Raw genomic sequence first — 19266 nt, forward strand, 5'->3', positions numbered from 1 at the left:
CGTTTACTTTCGCACTGCTGTAACGGTAACTTCAATTAAAACATCGCCTTCAAGGTTTACACCTAAGCAAGCTCGTTGAGGCCAGTGCTCAGGGTTAGCACCTAACCAGTTTCTCCAAACTGAATCCATTCGTTGTTTATCAGCCATATTAGCAATATACACTTGAGCTGAAACAATCCTAGTTTTGTCTGAGTTAAGCTCAACTAGGTTAGTTTGAATTGTTTCTAAAGTAAGCTTCGTCTGTTGCTCAATACCCACAGAGGTATCCGAAGATGTAGCAACGGTCCAAACCAAATCCTTGTAAGCTGATGATTTACTTCGCCCATCATACATTCCACTTTTTCTTTGGATCATCATTGTTACTCCTGCACTGCTGGCGTCCTGTTAAAAAAGCTATTCATTAATTAATGAGTAACGGTAAAGATAATATGGAAAATTAACTTTGTACTTATAAAAACACTTCATATTTTTTATAGAGCCCAAAGCTGGGACTCAAACTTTTATGCTAACCACATTATCAGTCATTGGCTAACCACTTTTAAAACCATTGTTGTGGAACCCGAAAAGCCTATTAACCATTTTAAGTAGGGGAAGTGCTCTGTTTTAATCGCCACAAAACCCTTTGATTCATATAGCTTTCTAGCTCTTGGATTGCTATCAATAACATCTAGTCTTACTGTATCAAAACCGTTATCCCTAGCGTGTGAAATGATACTGTCTAGCAGCTCAGAACCTATACCACTCCCTCTATAGTTTCCATCAACCACGATGCCATCCATCACAAGCTCACCTAGTTTAGGTTTACGCTCAAATAGACTTAATACCAAACCAGCCCAGAGCCCGCTAAATGCACCAAGCTCTTGTTGCAACTTACTAAAACTCATGCCTCCCGTTAAAGAGCCTTCAGGTACTTGAAATCCAGCCAGTCCAACTACTTCATCGCCAATAACTGCCACATATGAAAACTCGGGAATAAAGCTCCTTGATAGTATTGCTAGACGTTTTGTTTTATCTGGAATAGCACTTGAGAATTTAGCCCCAAAAGCTTCTTCATAAAGCCTTGCAACAGTTTCACTTTTCTCTAAGTCCCAACTTTTATTAATCGATATATTCATATTGCTCTGCGTTAACATTACTTTGCTGCTTGAGTTAAACACACCGAAGGTTAAGACTAGGTAAAGATGTAACGGGCAAAGTAACGGCGTTTGAGTATTAGGTGATGTGACTAATCAACCATAACTGCTGTTAAACGAAAACCAACCCAATACAACAAGCCAGATAAAAACCAAACGGCACCCGCAATAATCGAAAAGCTAATTACAAAACGTAGGCCCTGTTGTTTTTAGCACCAAAACGCGTTGTTAATGGCTTATTAGCATTATATATTTTCGCCGAAACGCCACAGTACTCCACTAGGGTCATGCAGTGTAAAATCTAACATTCCCCATGGCTGCGCAACAATTTCTGACACTTTAACATCATATTTTTTAGCAATCCCTGATACTTCAATCTGCTTGTGCCAAGAATGGATATCTTCAACCAGTAAATGCATCATGAAATTTTCTGCATATACTTTCTCATAAAAATCTTGTAATAAAAAACTACAATTTCCTTTGTGAAAATATGCAATACCATCAGAATCAGAGGCCTTAGTAAAACCTAGTTCTGAATAGAAATTCTTAGATATCTCAAAATCTTTTGCGGGCACAAATGCCTTAATTTCTAGAGTCTTTAAATTATTCAAAACCTACTCCTTATTCATATAATACTTTAATGCTAAGCAAATATATCCGCAGTGTTGCCTCTTAAATGTCACTCAAAACGCTATAGAGTGCATACTCAAGTCCAACTACGACACGGCCACAGGAGCCTTAAACGTTAACTTCTTTTGCACTATCAATCCCATAATAGGTATCAGAATAAACAACAACTGTAGCCCAACGGATTCAACAGTAGGAAACAATCCCAACCAAGAGATAAAAGGCACATAACTGATAGCCGTGGCAGAAATAAACCCAGCTACTTGTAGCTCCAATGCGGCTTTACCTACAAAAATCACAGATAAAGCGAACAACAAAGCGGCCGTTCCCGAGAAGAACTGCTTAAGAGGAAGCTTAAGAGATAATAAGAATATCGCGACATAGATAAACACTAAGGCTAACGCGGCGGCGGCGGCCCCCAATAGGATAGGTTCAATTCTTGAGACTGTGTCTGAATACAGTACTTGATAAAACAGAATCGTTTCGGCTCCTTCTCGATACACGGCAAAAAATGAAACAACAACAATCGCAGATAAACGCTTTTGATCCAGTGCTTGCCCCATTTTATTATGAATAAAACCCTGCCATTGCTGCATCTCTCGTCGTGCAAATAGCCAGACACTCATATAACTCAGTAATACGGCGGCAACCAGTAAGCTAAAGCCTTCTATAAACTCACGGGAAGAGCCACTATTTTTAAGTAACGATTGGAACAACCATGCGGTTAAAAAGCTCGCAATTATTGCGCTACCCGCTCCAGCCCAAATTAGCGGTATACGGTCGGCGGCACCGGCTTTACGCAGATAAGCAATTAACGCAGCTATCACTAATAGTGCTTCTACACCTTCACGTAAAAGGATGAGTAATGACTGGATAAACAACTCAGCATAGGTCGCTACTTCTCCTGCTATCATTGGTGCGCTATCTAACTTTAAGCGCAAGTCTTGCCATAAGCCCTGCACCTTTATTGTCGGCTGGCCCGACACTGCTGCATTAATCAACTGACTAAAAGATAGCTCTATCGCGACCATTTTTTCTGCATCGGCCTGCCCTACTGCAAATTCAAGCCCTTCTCCCTCAAAACCACCAAAATACAGATCAGAAAAACCACTACCAAACCTTAATGCATTCTCAGGTTGGTACTCCTGCGCCAATACATCCCCTTTACTTATAACCTGAGCCATTACTTGAGGATAGTCCTCTGCAGCCAAGCTAAATTGGCTCAGCAGTAACAGAATAATTCCTACTAAAAATTGCGATTTCATAAATTTATAGCATTCCTGTTAAACGTTTAATATCACGCTGCAAGCACTGGATGGCTTGTTGCTTCTCGGCTTCGGGCATTTGCTCATATCTAAGCTGTATGTACTGCTGGATGACAATTTCACAGGCGGGATATAGCTCACCGGCTAAAGGCTGTAAACGCCCTAGCCATTGGCTAGGACACTCCCCAGGCAAACATTGCCACTCACGTTTTTTAAGCCCTTTATCCAAACGAATAAATGCTTGTAATAACAGCTCTCTTTTCGGGCGCCTAAGATTAATAACAACGCCGTAAAACACCATGACTAATAGCAGCGCGAGCACACTAACAGCTAATAGAGATTTCCAATCAACCTTACGGATACCTGACTTCTCCATTAGCTCGACTTGCCGCTCAGGGTTATAGTTGAGTATCCAGTTTTCCATCCCCTGATTCAGTGTTTTTAACCAACTAAAACCAGAGATAGGTTGCGGTTTTTCACTCTTTTTTTGTTTAGGCTCCGACGCTTCCTTTACTTTTTCAACGGGCTTCTCAGCAGCGACTGCTGGTGATTCTTTAGCTGCTTTTTCGAGTGGTTTTGCGGCGGTAGATGTAGCAGATTTTGCTCTTTCAGGTTCTGGTGGGAGTACAAAATCTAATGCTTCTATACGCTGCCAGCCAGTATCAGCCAACCAAGCCTCAACCCATACATGCGCATTGGCTTGGCGAACTACAACAAAATTTGTCAGTGCTATTAAGCTTCCGCCTCTGTAACCCGCCACTAGCCGTGTTGGTATTCCTGCTGCACGAAGCACTACAGCCGTGGATGAAGCCAAATGCTCAACGCCACCTTCTTTGGCTGAAAAGAAGAATTCATCTAAGCTATGCATACTCGCTGCTATATCCGGCGTTTGAGTGATCTGGTAGCCACCTTCGGCCAAATGTACTCTTAGCGCTTGTATGCGATCACTCGCTTGTGGCCATTGGCTAGTAAGATTGCGCCCCCAGGCTTGCAGCTGCAGATTGGATTGCTCAGGTAGTTCTAGGTAAGACGCCAGCTCTTTTTCACTAAGTGGTCGCCCTCCTTGGTACTGTAAATAGGCTTTTTGCTGATAGTTAAACTCATGACGAAGCGGCCGAATACCGAGTACCTGAAAGTCTGACGAGATAAACGTTTCGGCACTACGACCAACGGGAAAATCTAGCCCGTACATAAAGCGTTCACCGTGAGCTGAAATACGCGCTTCATAGCTCACTAACTCTTGTTTAACTGACAGTGCATTTGTCAGCTCACTCTTTTGGCGAAACGCTTTACGTAATAACTGGCTGCGATTATCCCAACCACTGGGCAGGCTCCAACTTATCCCATCAAATACTTCATAAACAGGCCCGCGCCAGTACAATTTACTTTTGTAAGGAACGACTCCGTCAAACTCAGCTACTAAAACGGGTTGATCACTTTTTTTAAGACGGCTTATTTGCCCGGCTTGTAACTTTGCAGTTAACCCTTGCTGTCGCTGCTCTTGATCTATCATCAGCTCAATAGGTAAGCCAAAAACAATACCCAAATCCCAAAGCGGACCCTGTATGCGGGGAACTGTAACAAACAACAACGCCACCATTGGCAATGAAAACAGCAGTAATCGAGTTGCTCCATAAAAAGCAGATTTAAGACGAACACCAGCCTTCCAACCTAGCAACACGACTAAATAAAGCAGTACACCAATAACGAGGTAAAGTAACGCCATCAGCCCTGTAAAATAGAGGCTGCTGAGTGCAACCGGAACCAAGCTTAGCGTTGCTAACAGCTGATATTCGCGGTGACTTTTTGCTTCTAACCACTTAAAGCCAAGCACTAACAACAAGCCGCTGATGATAGTTTCACTACTAAACCAGCCGGATGGGCTTAAATATACAGAGCCAGCCCATAGAGTTAGCCCGAGAAGTACACTACTATTAATATACTTATATGACGTGTTCCACATGCCTAATAAAAAAGGCATCAATACAAGTGTAATTTGCAGCCAGGCTAAACTCGGTAATAAGGGCAATAAAGCATAAACTTGAAATGCTGCCAACCCGATAAAGGATGAGCTTTTAAGCCCAAAATTCAACTGTTTCATACGACTAACTCCGGCATATTCGCCAGCGCAGACAAACATCGATGACGCTGCTTTACACCCGATTCTGGAGCAATTTCATTACCTGGAATACGCAAACCAAAAATGCGCCCCTGTCGATCGCACTCAAGTACCCAATCAGTTAAGCAACTAATACGCGCTTCATAGGGTAGTTCAGAGGTATCGTCCCAACTTAACCAGCCAGAAGGGTCTCCCTGTTCTCCTTCAAACTGACGTACCTGCAACTGCTCATTACGAGCTAATGCACGCCAGTGAATACGCCGCATATTATCCCCGGGTTGATAGGCACGTAACCCAGCCAAAGAATCTACCGCTTCTTGGTGTTGCGCTTGAGCATCACTCAGCATTGTAATTAAAGGCAAACGCCCCCCTGTAGCGGGGTATACCAGCACTTCAGGCAAGGTGCAGAGCGACCTTTTAAACATAAAAAATCCCAGTGGCCAATCACTTCTCACTGTAGCGTCACGCTGTTCAATACTGCCACGTACTTGCGTTAATTGTGGTAGCTCTATGCTTTGTTGCGAGTGTGCAACTAAATCACTCTGCCCAGTATCATCCAACACTTGTAACTGGTAACGCCCCAAGCCTTTATCTTCACTGAGTATCAAATGAAACTTAAGTAATTGCCCCGCATGCACTGGTTCAACGTGCTGACAGCTAGCCTGAATGGCTTTCATATTTCGCAAGCCAAGCCAGAAACTAATCAAGAATATTGATACCAGCATAAAGCCGAATGTAAACAACAAGTTATTACTGTAATTTATGGCTAACAGCTGTATCAAGAAAAGCACAATAACCAGAACAACACCTGATAATGTTAACCGTATGCTTAGACGCTTATTCATCTAGGCACAGCCACACTACCCAATATTAATTGCCCATTACTCATTGGATCACTGGCACCTGCCAATAACTGCAAACGGTGGCCTGCAACATAAGGGAAAACGCTTTGGATATGCCCTGGCAATAGATACTCTTCTTGGCTTAACCACGCCCAAGCTTTGGCTGCATGTAAAACACCTAAACCTGCTCGTGTAGAAAGGCCGTTAACAAAAAGACCACTATCACGGCTAAACTTTAACAGCTCATACAAATACGAGAGCGCACCATCACTCGACTTTACCTGCGTCGCACTATGCTGTGCAGCCATGAGTGCTTCACGGCTAATAGCCGGTTTAAGTGACTGCATCATTTGGCGGCGGCTTTCACCAGAAAAAAGTGCGAGTTCGGCTTGTTTAGTTGGGTAACCCATCTGTAAGCGAATCAAGAACCTATCTAACTGGGACTCTGGCAGCGGCGATGTGCCTAGTTGCTCAATAGGGTTTTGTGTAGCGATAACGAAGAAAGGATTAGGTAGTGGACGCGTTTCACCTTCCAAACTCACCTGCTTTTCTTCCATGGCTTCTAACAGTGCACTCTGTGTTTTTGGTGTCGCCCTGTTAATCTCATCTGCCAATAATAGTTCACAAAATATCGGCCCTTGTATAAACCGAAATGCCCCACTTTCTCGCTCATAAATTGAGGCACCGAGCAGATCGGCTGGCAGTAAGTCATTAGTAAACTGCACCCTTTTATAATTCATCCCCAAAGTGATAGCGAGCGCATGAGAAAGAACAGTTTTTCCCATTCCAGGTAGATCTTCCAATAAAATATGTCCACCCGCTAACAAACCACTTAGAGCAAGTTTGACTTGGTGGTCTTTACCTAGCACTAGTTGGTTAATTTGTTGGTATGCAGCCTGCAGCTCTTCACGAACCTGTAGGTTTACTGGGCTAAATGCAGCCGTCATCGTATCCGTCCTTATAGAAAAACACCTTTGTAACCTGCTGTTACAAAGGTGATGGGTAGATCAAAGAGATTTTAGGAATTTCAACAGAGATTCACGCTCAGTTTTAGCTAGTGCAGTAAAACGTTGCTTGGCTGCTTCAGCTTCGCCTCCATGCCAAAGAATTGCTTCTTCCATGTTTCTGGCGCGCCCATCATGCATAAACCGGGTATGACCATTAACACGTTCAACCATGCCGATACCCCACAGTGGAGCCGTTCTCCATTCATACCCTGTTGCCGAAAAAGACGGGCGATGGTCAGCTAAATTTGGCCCCATATCATGTAATAAGAGATCAGTGTAGGGGCGAATTTCTTGGTTATGAAGGCGCCTTTGTCGTTGCTCTTCGCCTGTTGTAAACTCACTGCGATGGCAAGACTCACAACCAATCGCATTAAAAAGATTCTCTCCTAACTGCACATCAGGATTATCCAAGTAGTCACGCCCTGGCACCGCGAGGAATTCAAGATAAGTAACTACCTCATTCATCTGCGTTTTAGTCAGTTCAAAAGGCCCATCGGTAACACCTGACAACGCTTGCAGACAAAGACCTTGTGAACTTGTACAGTTTTCTTTTGGAAATAGCGGATTAGTTACTCCCATATCATTAATGGCAGCATCCATCGCTTGGTGCGCTAACGTTGGAGTTTCTGACTTCCAGCCGTATTTACCCACACGGTAATCTTTGTTCTCGACACTCCATACGCGGTTGGCTTTACCCGAAATACCATCGCCATCACTATCATTCTCATCCGCACGCGACAAAATATCTTCATCTGTAATGGCATCCAATAAACCCATACCAATCATGACGGGCGCTATACGTGGAGATATCATCGAGTCCTTACCTAATGGACCGTAATTCTGATCAGGGAAGCTATAAATAGGTTTTTCTAATTCATAACGTGTGCCATCAGCGTATTGACCAGTAATTGTTTCATAATCAATTTGATAACTAATTTCTGGTTGGTGGCCATCGATAGATTTATCCGCTAATTGCCCTCCGTAAATAGGGTGTGGCTTAGGCCCGCCATTGGTGTCCGTCCCAGCAACAGAAACACGGAATAACAGCCCCTCTAATGCTTGGCCAGGCGTTGTTGGTGGTGCAGCACGACCATCGGCAACATGGCAACCTTCACAAGACGCCATATTAAATATTGGCCCTACACCATCAGCATCTGCCCGATACCCCGACGCTAATGCAGTACTAAAGGGCCTTTCAAACACACCATCTCCGGCATCAAACAAGGCTGACAATTGCCATGGGAGGTTATGAGCTTCGGTTTCAAAAGAGATGTCGCCAAACATAAAGTGAGTTAAATCCCCACCTGATAGCGCTTTAGCTGGTTTGCTTTTTAAAACATCAATGGGTTTCCAATCATCACCGTAGCCATCCAAAGGCTTTAAGCGTGATTCATAAAATGTGTAGGCAAACACACCAGAACAAACAACTAGCGTTACTAAGCCTGTGCGTAACAGCCAAGGGTTTCTAGGTGCCTGAGATCGGTCCGTGGGGGTGTGGCTAGCAGCCAGCGAGGTGCTCATTAGAGACTCCATACAGTTAGTTAAAAAACACGTTTAAACTTTAATTAGATACACTGCCGATATCACATCCCCCACGGACACTGACACGGCAAACAAATTCTTTAAACCTACTAATTACCTATAAAAATCAACAAACTTAATTGATAAAAATTAATACTTCAAACGAAGAACATAAGCTTCTTCAGAGACCCTTTGCGGATAAACATACAGCTCTAACTCATCCTTTGAAGAAGCCGTTAATTGCGCTCCCCCAACAACATTATCAGCGCTTACTTTAGTAGCCGAAGAGCTCTCCAAAGAAGCGCAGCCAGAAAGCCATACCCACAACACCCCAACTAACACGTAACGCATAAATATCCTTCAAATAAATTAATGATAATGATAATACATCTCATTATTGATACAATTTACTATATCGGTGTAGAATATTCAAACAGATCTTAATCACAATTCATTCGCTGGGGTTTACTTTGTTTACAAGATTTAGAGGGCAAACACTTGCTGTTGTCAGTGCCCTATTGCTTAGCGCCACCAACTTCAGCCATGCAGAAACACAAACTGAAGCTTCCTCTAAATCAAACGAGCGTTCAAACACCGAGTTGAGCAATATTAAAAATTTGATCCCGGTTTTGGACGCTTACTATGGAGAGCTCAACAAGCAGCTCGACCGGCATTTAAGAAACAGAAAGCAAGGCCCTAACAGCCCCTTTGCTAAGCTCCCCGAAGCACAAAAACCCAGTAATCTTCAGTTTAAACCTAGCAACCAGCAAAAAGAGAACGCACGTTACAGCCTGCTCTCACAAGACAACCCGAGGCAACTCCCCTCTATGAATTTTCGTGGATTAATGCAGGCCAAAGGAAAAAAAATGGCACTACTTGAGGTAATGGGACTAGGCACATTTGTTGTTAAAGAAGGCGATAAAGTAGGACTACAGCAGGTGGGATCATCCGGTGCTGTATTACATATTTTAGAAATCAATGAACTTAATTTAATTGTCGAAACCGGCAGCTATGGCCAACAAATGGTGGTGCAGTAATGTTTAAAAAAGTATTAATAATCGCTCTATTATTAGCTTTACAGAGCACTCATGCCGCCACTATTACCCGTGTAGAATTTAAAGACGCCAATATCCGTGATGCTGCTCGCATACTAGCCACACTCAGCGGTGCCAATATCGCCGTTACTCGTGAAGCCAGCAACGCTTCGGTAGATCTGCTACTGCAAAATATCGAGCTAAAGCATGCCGTAGAGATGATCTCGCGTGTATCGGGCCTGTGGTATCGCTATAGTAAAAGTAATAACAGCTATATAATAATGACCGAAAAGCAATACCAAGAAGACATAGTTATCTACCGCGATGACATCATTCGCTCCTTCACCCTCAAGCATCAAAACGTCACAGCCACAGCGCTCACCATTCAAAGCCTTTTTGGTGATCGTGTTATTTTAAAACTACAAGAAGATCTGGATGATTTTAGCGGCATCCCATCCGACTATTTACAGTCAATCGATGAGCAAACCTCGTCAAACTCAAGAACAAATAGCAGCCGCGTCAACAATACCAGCAATAATGGCGGGAGCAGCAATAACAGCAGTGGAAACAGTAATTACAACGGCGAAAGCAGCGGCGAAGTAACCACGTTGCAAAACGAGGAAGACACTCAAACTTTAGTGAGCACAAACTCCAACCTTAGTACTACTCAACTACGCATGCTGAACACCACTAAGGTTAACGCCGATGTTAACGGCAAAAGAGCCGGTATCAAAACACCTATATTTATCGCCACCAACCGAATCCACAACCTGATGTTTATTCGCACCAGCGACGAACAGGCCATGAGCGATATTGAAGACCTTATCAATAAAAGTGACAAACCCACACCGCAAGTGCTGCTGGAAACCAAAATACTACGGATAAGCCAAGGAGAAAGCTTTGATCAAGACTTTGATCTTAGCTATAAAAGCGCGGTACAAACCCCAAAAACAGACTCGAACACCAGCATAACACTTGACGAAATACGTGACGCAGCCGTCACCGGAGCAGGCTTTAATGGCGCAACAGGAGGCTTTTATGAGTATTACAGCAAGTACGTTAATGCAAAAATAGAACTGCTCGAAGAAAAAAACATAGCTGAAATTATCGCCAAGCCCATTCTTTTAGCCTCTAACAACCGACCTTCTCGCTTATTTATTGGTGAAGATCAGGTTATTGCAGTAGGGCTAGATGGGGGCAGCACTACCTCCAACAGCAACGGCAATACCAGCGTAACCACCTCTACGGATACTCAACTCGAAACCGAGGTCCGTAAAATCGGCAACACTCTCGCCCTTTTGCCGAGCGTTAATGACGATGGCACAGTCACTATCGATATACTCCAATCTACCTCCGAACTAAAAAAGCAGGGTATGGACTTCCCCTTTTTCAACCCAACAACTGGCCAGATAGACTCTGTAAAGCTAGACACAGTTGAAGAGTCTACGCTCAAAACAATCGTAGTTGCCAAAGATGGCCACACCATTGCTTTGGGCGGCATGATCAACCAAGTTGATACGGATAAAAAATCGACTATACCCGTACTAGGCGATATCCCCTTTCTTGGCGAACTGTTTCGTACTAAAAACGAGATTCAGTCAGATGCGCAGTACATCATGCTGATTACGCCGCATATTATTGCCACACCTGAAGAAGCCGCTAAAAAATCTCGCGAGTTAGAAGAGATAGACTTTGCTCGCTATGAAGACACAGCCAGCTCAGTACAGGCACCGGCATCGATAACCGCCACAAACGAGATCAAGATTAACGACCTCATGCACCTTAATCGCTACGCCGCACGCCGCCTGCATGGCAAACCTACTAATAGCAGCAAGATACAAACACTCCCCATTAAACAAATAAAGCTACCTAAAACACTGCTTAGGCAAAACATGCACAGCTGGCCTGTTGCTGCTTACAAAAGCAATGGCACTTACCTAACAGTAGTTCGGGTGCAAAACCTATCGCAACAACCCTTTACGCTAGATCCTAAAGCTATTGATGGGCGCTGGCTGAGCATTGCGCGTGAGCGCTCTACTTTAGGGCCATTCCAGAATAAAGAGAACAACAAGCCCGATAGCAGCTACCTCTATTTCGCATCAAAACAGCCATTTAATCAATCGCATAAAAAATAATTACAATTAATGCAAATAAATCTCATTTGCATATTGACAGCAAACATTAAAGTAATGATAATCAATCTCATTAAGATTCAAGGTTAAAACAATGACTCAAACAGCAACATCAATAGCCCCAACGGAACTGGAAAAGCACAAAGAAGTACTAGGGAAATTAATAGAGCTGTATGGCGAATTGTTTAGCCATGATGGTTATGGCGACATTCGATTAGAAATGAAAATCTTACGTCGCGGCCAAAAAGAGATCATTATCCATTGCGGCAAGCAACACCGCTTTGTACTGGATTGTGATCAGGCACTGGTCGGTGAGTCAGCATTTAAGCACTTATTAAAACGCGACTTACTGTCCTGAAAGGCTCTTATTATCCAAGGAGGATAAAAGAGGAAGTAGGCTGCAAAGGATTGCAGCCGAACCGGTCACCAGCAATGTTGGTAACCAAAGGAAGCGTTTAAATCGTACTGGTTAAGTTGTCACAGTTCCCGCGGGGGGAATCTGCACTTATGTCAACGGTCTCCAATTTGATTTTAAACTTTAGGATTCACAACCATGTTTTCCAACATTAAAGCACTAGAACTTGTTAAAAAATTCAGCACAGTAGAAGTAAACGACATCCAAGACGCCAAGCTACGCAAGCAGGCTAGAAAACTAAAATCAAAGCAAGGCGGTTTCACACTGCTTGAGCTATTAGTCGTTGTTGCAATTCTTGCAGCTATTGCTGGTACGGCAACTATTGCTTTGCAGGATACAGATGCCCGTGCATCTGCTGCAGCTCACGTTGCCATGATGGACGAGCTAAACAAAGGTATTCGTACTTTCCGTGTTTTAAATGGAAATACTTTACCTAACAACTTTGATTCTTTGCTAACAACAACAACAGCTGACATTGCTACATTTGGTACAGCTGCAACCTTGTTACCTAACGCTGATGACCAAATCCTAGCTATTACAGATGTTACTGCAGGATCACTAATCAATGGTGCGGCAGAAGTAATGGACGCAATTGGCATGACTAACTTGCGCTATGTTATCAGTGACCCTGCCACTCTTCCGGACGATGTTGCAGCTGGTGGCTGTGATCCAGCAGGCCTTATAACAGCAGGACAATCTTTACAAGCATCTGTTGCTTCTCGTAGTAATGCTATGGTTGCAGGTAACATCTTTAATGGGGCAACAGGGAACGGTTGCGGTGATAGCGTCACAATGGACGACACTTCAGTAGTCGCATACTGGAGTGGCTCAGTAGAACGCCTATTAGGTCCTGGTGAATATGGCGAAGCAACCTTCGACGGAGCCGCAATGCAAAACCAAACAGCGGATTCTGTTGCTCCTATCTTGCTAGCTGTGGGTATGGGCCCAGCATCGAACCTATTCAATGCTAACTCATTGGGCGGCATGACATCTGTCCCTGTATATCGTCATGTGTCTGGCGACCAATACAACCGTTTCATCGGCTTATTCCAAGTAGGTCAGTCAACTGATGTTGGTGGTACTGCAACAATTACTGCTACAGACCAAATATCTTTCGCTGGCGTTGTTGATGGTGCTGGTGATACCAAAGAAGAAGAGTTGGGTGAATGGGACGGTACTCGTAACACTATCTAATAATCCCTCCATTAGTTAGTGCGAATATCACCCAATCGGGCCGGCTGGTTTCCAGCCGGCCCTCTCTTTATTATGCGAGTTTCTTTTATGCTTTATTCACGCATTTTGTTATCACTGAGCTTATTACTAGCTCTATCTTCAACCGCTTTTTCAGAAAATCTTCCAGATACTGATATAAATAAAGAATTTAAGTCTATAAAGCTAAGCGATTATATCGATACTAACCAAGTATCCGCAGAAATGGCGGCAGCTAAAAATCGTTTCATGTTGCAGCCTAAAGCTATTCAGTTTGATGCCCTCCTCTTACAGCCGCCTAAACCCGGAAAGTTTTCGCTGGTTTATGATGCCCTCTCTTTATGGCAGAGCAACTCACCCCTACCAACGGTTGACCACAGTGCATTTTTACAAACCGATGATGAGAGAGTCATCGCTGTATATGTATCCTCTGTTGCAGCTGAGCAGCTAAAAGCAATCGCGGCACAAAATAGTAAAAAGCCTCAGAAAAGCCATATTTATGCCGTACATATTTACAACTATGCTAAAGGCCCTCGCCTAGTTGTGATTGGTGCATCCCCTCTTTCCAAACAGTAGCGACCGATAGCCATTATGAAGTTTTGGAAAAAAGCAGCACCTGATACGGCCATTAATGGAGCAGATGCGCCAACATCTTATAATGCACAGGATGCGCAGAACGAGCTAACCAACCCTTTTGATACCTCCTCACCGGAGCATTCAGCAGCAACAGAAACGCACCAGCAAACTGACCCAGAACTAGCCGCCGGCGTACTAACATTAAAGAAACGTTTTTCGCTAGCCTCTTTACAAGGTAATTCAGCCAGCCTGATTGCTTTTCAGGCTGGCAGCTTTGGCTTACGCGCAGCATTGGTGCAACAGTCTAAAGGCCGCGTTATAGCCAAAACGCTAGTGCAGTCGCGAACTGTTGACTTTACCCGTGCCATTGCCGATGTCATGGAACAACTAAGGGAAACTCAAAAACGTTTACCTAAACGCGCCATTTTACTAACACCCTCTGTGGTTTCTACGGTTGTTGAACTACCCGTTAGCCCACTGCGCCCGCGCAGTGATGAGCAAATGCAAGAGCTTATCCGTTGGGAGTTAGAAGGCGCTATCACTCAGCAGAATAAGCACTGGATGATTGGCTCAATGCTGATTGAGCGAGGTTACCTCAACTCAGAACAGCGCGATGAGGTCCTCACTGAATTACAGTTCAGGCAAGCTAAAGGAGGCTCACAATCTTTACTACGCTTTGGCGATCTGTCTGTTCAATTAGGTTTTATTACTCGCGACCAGCTCGACGAGTGCTTTGCACTACAAGGGAAACTCGTTGCTGTTGATGATGACCTTGTCTATGGCTGGCAGTCTGCTGAAACCCAACGTGGCGGCTTAAGCGACGAGGTATTACTCAGCCAAGAAGAAGACAGCGATAGCAGCCATGCTTGGCTTGTTAGCGGTATGAGCAAGATTGTACGCCGCCGCTGGGTAGGTGCCTTTAACTTAAACCACATTCACTTGGAAGCGTTTTACCCAACACTAGGGAGCGCTTTTGCTTGTCTAAACTTAGAAAGTGAAACATCACACCAGTGGCTTTTTGAGATTCACCAAGAGCAGCTCGCACTCATCAGCGGTACGCATAAGGTTATTAGCCATTTTCAATCGGCTGAACGCCAGCCAGGAAACACACCGAGTTTAAATGAGTGTATCGATCTTATCGGAATGCTACCCGCTAACATCACACGATTATTTTTAAATACGCCAGGCCAGGTAGACCTTTGTGAGTTATTACAACCACTAGCAGACACATTACAGGTAGAGATCCAGCAAGTCACAACACCAGAAGTAAACGGCAAAAAACATGAAAATAGTGATAAAGGAACACTACCCGGTCTTATTGGTGCAGCGAGTCACTACTTACAACAGATACCCGCCAGTAGGATCAGCTCGATTGAGGCACGAGAGCAAAAAGAACCGACATGGAAAAGGCTCTTAAAGCCTCGCAATTTAGCACTCTCTGGTGCAGCGGTTATTCTAGTAGCCATGTTCAGCTTTTTAGGTTGGGTTTATATCAATACACAAGAGCAAACCATACGCTTGAGTGAGCTTAATACAAAATATGAGCGCGACCTTAAGGTTAAACAACAGCTACAAACACTCTATAGCGACAGTATACAGAGACGTACCGACCTTACTAACATCAAGCAAGAAACTCTTATTTCACAGGAGTTATTGCATCGACTGGAACTGGATCGTAGCCATCGCGCCGTTAATTTAGCGCCACTGCTTAAAGCTATTACACTAGGCTTAACGCCTGATATTGCACTCATTAGCATCGCTAAAAAACAGGACCACCTTACTCTTATTGCCGAAGTCAGCAATCCGGCATTAGGGCAAGAATATGTCGAGACACTCACGCGCTTAGTTCGCCCTGTGCATTATCAGGTGTCTAACTCCATGCTACTTAGAACAGACACTACAAGACAGCACTTCCAGATTGAGCTGGACTTTAAACCAGGGCTTGCCAACCGCTTGCTCAGTTCTATTGAAACCTCTTATACAAAAGCACCTCTAACAACGCCTACAGCATCTGATAAAAAACCTGCCATTAAGGAGAGCTCCGATGTTGCAGTTAAAAAGTAAGTTTCTGAGCTTACCTGCACGTGAGCAAAAGCAGATAATCATTATCGTCCTGCTTGGTACTATAGGCTCCTATGGATTAATAGCGTCTCATATGTGGCAAAGCATGTTTGAAGCACAAAAAATGGCCGACAGACGCGCAAACCGTATCGAGACTCGTATTGGTAACTACAAAACCCCAGAAATAGATGCCAGCTTAACACCCAAACAATTAGATACAGAAAATGCCCAACTAACCCTCATAGAAAAAAGTCTAATTAACTTTAGCGAGCGCTTGCTACCGCTAGACAGCCCCGAACCAAGAGAAAGCCTAAAACTAGAAGTCACTCGCTTGGCGACACAACACGGGATTGCCATTACTTACATGACAGTCTCAAACACTGAGACTCGACTTTTGCCTACAAAATTTACCGGGGAAGCACTACGCAATTTATTTGATAAGCGCCCGCTATTCCAAATCAAAGGCACGGGTGAGTTCTACGACTTTATTAACTTTACTGAAAGCCTGAAAAACCTCCCCTATCGGTGTTTTATTCCTAATCTCAGCATTATGCGGCCAGAAGAAAACTCCCCTACTGGCAGTTTAGTATTCCAACTTGATTTACAGATGTAGGAAATATGTTCGTGGATAACCATCATCTTATTCGCCAGTTAATGGAACAGTGTGTCGGGCTTAATGCCTCTGATCTACACATTTCAGTGGGCTTGCCTGCTACATACCGTATCCACGGTAAAATAAGCCAAGCCCAAAGCACCCCTTACAATGCCGAGCAAGTAGCTGGGATGGCCCAAAGCTTGATGAACGACCTACATAAAGAGTATTTCAAGGCCCACATGACACTCGATATGGGCTTTACCAGTGATAACGGTTTTCGTTTTCGCGTTAACCTCTACCGCGAAAGAGGCAATACCGCACTGGCTATCCGTTATCTAGATGGCTCATTAAAGACACTACCTGAACTGGGGCTACCGCCACAAATTAACTATTTAACAAGTCTAAAGAGTGGTTTGGTGCTGGTATGTGGTGCTACAGGCTCTGGTAAAAGCTCAACGCTGACCGCCATTCTTAATGAAATTAATGAAAAGCAAGAGAAGCACATTTTAACGGTTGAAGACCCTATAGAATTTGTGCACAGCAATATTCGTTCTATCGTGCATCAAAGAGAACTGCACAGTGATGTACCCGATTTTGCCAGTGCTGTAAAAGCAGCCTTACGTGAAGACCCGGATATCATCATGATAGGTGAGATGCGAGATCTAGATACTATGCGCACCGCCTTAACCGCTGCCGAAACAGGCCATCTGGTGTTTTCTACACTGCACACCAATGACGCTGTTGGCGTAGTTGAGCGTTTAATTGGTAGCTTTCCGGGTAACGAGCAAGCCGTAGCGCGCCAACGTATTGCGCATGCATTAAAGGCGGTTATTGCACAAAATCTTTTACCCACTTTATCAGGTGATGGCAGGGCCGTGGTAGCCGAAATATTAATGGTAACCACTGCGGTTGCAAACCTCATTGAGTCTGCAAAATCTAAACAAATTTACTCAGTTATGGAAAGTAGCACCCGACAAGGCATGCAAACATTAGATCAGGCATTGGCGCGTTTAGTGGCACAAAGAACCATCAGCCATGAGCTAGGCAAAGCACTCAGTAGAGACAGCACAAGTTTTGATAGCCTAGTGCGGGGAGCCTGAAAATGCCTATTCAAGAAAACACTCTGGTTAATGCCGCAGTACATGCAGGCCTGATCGAAGCCAGCGCACTGGCTAACCTAAAAATGCAAGCGCGCCGCCAGCAATTACCTTTGCTAGAGCTGCTTTGTAAAAACGGCCGTTATCCACAAACAGCCTTGTATAGAGCCGTTGCTGAAAACCGTGGGCTGGCTTTTTATGAGCGTGAAGATATCAAGGTTGTTACTCGTTACTTAGATGCCCTCAATGCGCAAATACTACTCAAGCGTTTATTTATTCCCGTCCAAGTTGGTGAGCAACTTATTGCACTAACAGCAGACCCTGACGACAAATTAGCGGTAGATACCGTACAACGTACGCTCAATAAACCTGCCACACTTGCATTAGCCAACCCACTTTTAATTGAGGCTTTGCTGCGCGATCACTATGGTGAGCACAGAAACCAGTTTAATGCGGTATCTATCTTTGATGAGATAATGAAGGAGTCTTACCTTCGCCAAGCCACCGATCTGCACTTTGAAGCACTAGAATCTGGCATGCAATTGCGTATGCGTGTTGATGGGCGCTTGCAACACTACGACCGCCCTATTAACAAGGCATTGGCCGAGTCCCTAATGAGCCGTATTAAGGTATTAGCAGGGCTGGATATCGCCGAGCAGAATATGGCCCAAGATGGTGGCTTTGCATACGCAATAGAAGACTGGGAAGACCTTGCACCTATCGAGTTACGTGTTGCTACCTTACCCACACGCTTTGGAGAACGCGCCACTTTGCGAATCCTTGGCCAAGGAACTGCCAACCTAACATTGAGCCAATTAGGCTTACCCTCCCATTTATTACAACCTATGCAAGAAGCAATACACCGACCCTACGGCATTGTTTTGGTCACAGGACCAACCGGTAGCGGTAAAAGCACCACGCTATATGCATCATTGCGTGAGCTCGACGCTGCTAGGCTAAATATCATGACGGTTGAAGACCCGATTGAACAAGTAATTGAAGGGATTTCCCAGGTTCAGGTCGCCGATAAAGTCAGCTTCTCTAAAGCGCTTCGCTCATTTTTGCGCCACGACCCTGATGTAATGCTCGTGGGAGAAATACGCGATGGCGAAACCGCAGAGACCGCTGTACGTGCCGCCATGACCGGCCATATGGTGTTATCTACCCTGCATACCAATAATGCAGTTTCTGCTATCAATCGCCTCATTGATATTGGCTGCCCTTCCTACCTTATTGCTAGCACCCTACTGGGAGTATTAGCGCAGCGCTTATTGCGCCGCATTTGCCAACACTGCCGTTATAGTTACACCGCCACAACCCATGATCTGGAGTTATTAGAAATTTCCGATCCTGATTTACAACTGCACCGGGGTAAAGGGTGCTCGCATTGTATGGGCAGCGGATACAGCGGGCGAGTTGGCGTTTATGAAACGCTATGGATGGACAAACAACTAGAACAACTTATTCATCAAGGCGCATCAGAACAAGCAATGAAGCAATACGCACAAGAAGCAGACAAGCTACAAACATTATGGAAAGACGCCCGCCAGAAAGTATTAGAGGGTATCACGACGCTAGAAGAAGCCAGCACACTTTACCAAACAAGCTGATAAAGCCGTCTTAGCCACCCTAA

The 19266-nt window shown here is 44.4% G+C and carries 18 protein-coding genes; 9 read left to right on the forward strand and 9 right to left on the reverse strand.

Features of this window, described 5'->3' with window-relative positions:
• Positions 1–3 precede the first annotated feature (3 nt).
• The 9 genes from G511_RS0109985 to G511_RS0110025 all read right to left on the reverse strand — a co-directional run bounded on the left by G511_RS0109985 (position 4) and on the right by G511_RS0110025 (position 8865).
• The gene (locus G511_RS0109985) at positions 4–357 is read right to left on the reverse strand and encodes a RidA family protein (protein WP_211224890.1); all 354 of its coding nucleotides are present in this window, start codon (positions 355–357) and stop codon (positions 4–6) included.
• Positions 358–521: 164 nt separating this feature from the next.
• Positions 522–1115 (reverse strand): GNAT family N-acetyltransferase, encoded by a 594-nt coding sequence (locus G511_RS0109990; RefSeq protein ID WP_028469506.1) that lies wholly within the window; start codon positions 1113–1115, stop codon positions 522–524.
• Positions 1116–1378: 263 nt separating this feature from the next.
• Complete coding sequence (locus G511_RS0109995; RefSeq protein WP_028469507.1) at positions 1379–1744, reverse strand: VOC family protein; 366 nt, start codon at positions 1742–1744, stop codon at positions 1379–1381.
• Positions 1745–1849: 105 nt separating this feature from the next.
• A complete protein-coding gene (locus G511_RS22455; protein ID WP_051221833.1) occupies positions 1850–3025 on the reverse strand; it encodes an FTR1 family iron permease in 1176 nt (391 codons plus the stop codon).
• Between the two features lie 4 nt (positions 3026–3029).
• Positions 3030–5126, reverse strand: coding sequence for a transglutaminaseTgpA domain-containing protein (locus tag G511_RS0110005; protein ID WP_028469508.1), 2097 nt, complete (start codon positions 5124–5126; stop codon positions 3030–3032).
• The gene (locus G511_RS0110010; RefSeq protein WP_028469509.1) at positions 5123–5989 is read right to left on the reverse strand and encodes a DUF58 domain-containing protein; all 867 of its coding nucleotides are present in this window, start codon (positions 5987–5989) and stop codon (positions 5123–5125) included. Before G511_RS0110010 ends, G511_RS0110005 begins: the two co-directional genes overlap by 4 nt.
• Positions 5986–6933: an AAA family ATPase gene (locus tag G511_RS0110015; RefSeq protein ID WP_051221835.1), complete on the reverse strand. Its 948-nt coding sequence runs from the start codon at positions 6931–6933 to the stop codon at positions 5986–5988. Before G511_RS0110015 ends, G511_RS0110010 begins: the two co-directional genes overlap by 4 nt.
• A gap of 60 nt (positions 6934–6993) precedes the next feature.
• Positions 6994–8514, reverse strand: coding sequence for a di-heme oxidoreductase family protein (locus G511_RS0110020; protein ID WP_051221837.1), 1521 nt, complete (start codon positions 8512–8514; stop codon positions 6994–6996).
• Positions 8515–8664: 150 nt separating this feature from the next.
• On the reverse strand, positions 8665–8865 hold the full coding sequence (locus G511_RS0110025; protein ID WP_028469512.1) for a hypothetical protein: 201 nt from the start codon (positions 8863–8865) through the stop codon (positions 8665–8667).
• Positions 8866–8984: 119 nt separating this feature from the next.
• Here G511_RS0110025 and G511_RS23825 point away from each other — a divergent pair, with 119 nt between their 5' ends.
• From G511_RS23825 to G511_RS0110070, 9 genes are all read left to right on the forward strand, one after another.
• A complete protein-coding gene (locus G511_RS23825) occupies positions 8985–9551 on the forward strand; it encodes a hypothetical protein (RefSeq protein ID WP_028469513.1) in 567 nt (188 codons plus the stop codon).
• A complete protein-coding gene (locus G511_RS0110035; protein ID WP_028469514.1) occupies positions 9551–11683 on the forward strand; it encodes a DUF3438 family protein in 2133 nt (710 codons plus the stop codon). The genes G511_RS23825 and G511_RS0110035 overlap by 1 nt, the downstream gene beginning before the upstream one ends.
• A gap of 91 nt (positions 11684–11774) precedes the next feature.
• Complete coding sequence (locus G511_RS22465) at positions 11775–12038, forward strand: hypothetical protein (RefSeq protein ID WP_036551812.1); 264 nt, start codon at positions 11775–11777, stop codon at positions 12036–12038.
• Between the two features lie 195 nt (positions 12039–12233).
• Positions 12234–13289: a type II secretion system protein gene (locus G511_RS0110045; RefSeq protein WP_028469515.1), complete on the forward strand. Its 1056-nt coding sequence runs from the start codon at positions 12234–12236 to the stop codon at positions 13287–13289.
• Positions 13290–13376: 87 nt separating this feature from the next.
• On the forward strand, positions 13377–13880 hold the full coding sequence (locus tag G511_RS0110050; protein ID WP_028469516.1) for a hypothetical protein: 504 nt from the start codon (positions 13377–13379) through the stop codon (positions 13878–13880).
• A gap of 15 nt (positions 13881–13895) precedes the next feature.
• Positions 13896–15944, forward strand: coding sequence for a hypothetical protein (locus G511_RS0110055; protein WP_028469517.1), 2049 nt, complete (start codon positions 13896–13898; stop codon positions 15942–15944).
• Positions 15925–16554, forward strand: coding sequence for a hypothetical protein (locus G511_RS0110060; RefSeq protein WP_028469518.1), 630 nt, complete (start codon positions 15925–15927; stop codon positions 16552–16554). The genes G511_RS0110055 and G511_RS0110060 overlap by 20 nt, the downstream gene beginning before the upstream one ends.
• Positions 16555–16565: 11 nt before the next feature.
• Positions 16566–17636, forward strand: coding sequence for a type IV pilus twitching motility protein PilT (locus G511_RS0110065; protein ID WP_051221839.1), 1071 nt, complete (start codon positions 16566–16568; stop codon positions 17634–17636).
• Between the two features lie 2 nt (positions 17637–17638).
• Positions 17639–19243: a GspE/PulE family protein gene (locus G511_RS0110070; RefSeq protein ID WP_028469520.1), complete on the forward strand. Its 1605-nt coding sequence runs from the start codon at positions 17639–17641 to the stop codon at positions 19241–19243.
• Positions 19244–19266 lie beyond the last annotated feature (23 nt).

It is taken from the genome of Neptunomonas japonica DSM 18939, assembly GCF_000422765.1.
In the GTDB taxonomy this organism is placed as follows: domain Bacteria; phylum Pseudomonadota; class Gammaproteobacteria; order Pseudomonadales; family Balneatricaceae; genus Neptunomonas; species Neptunomonas japonica.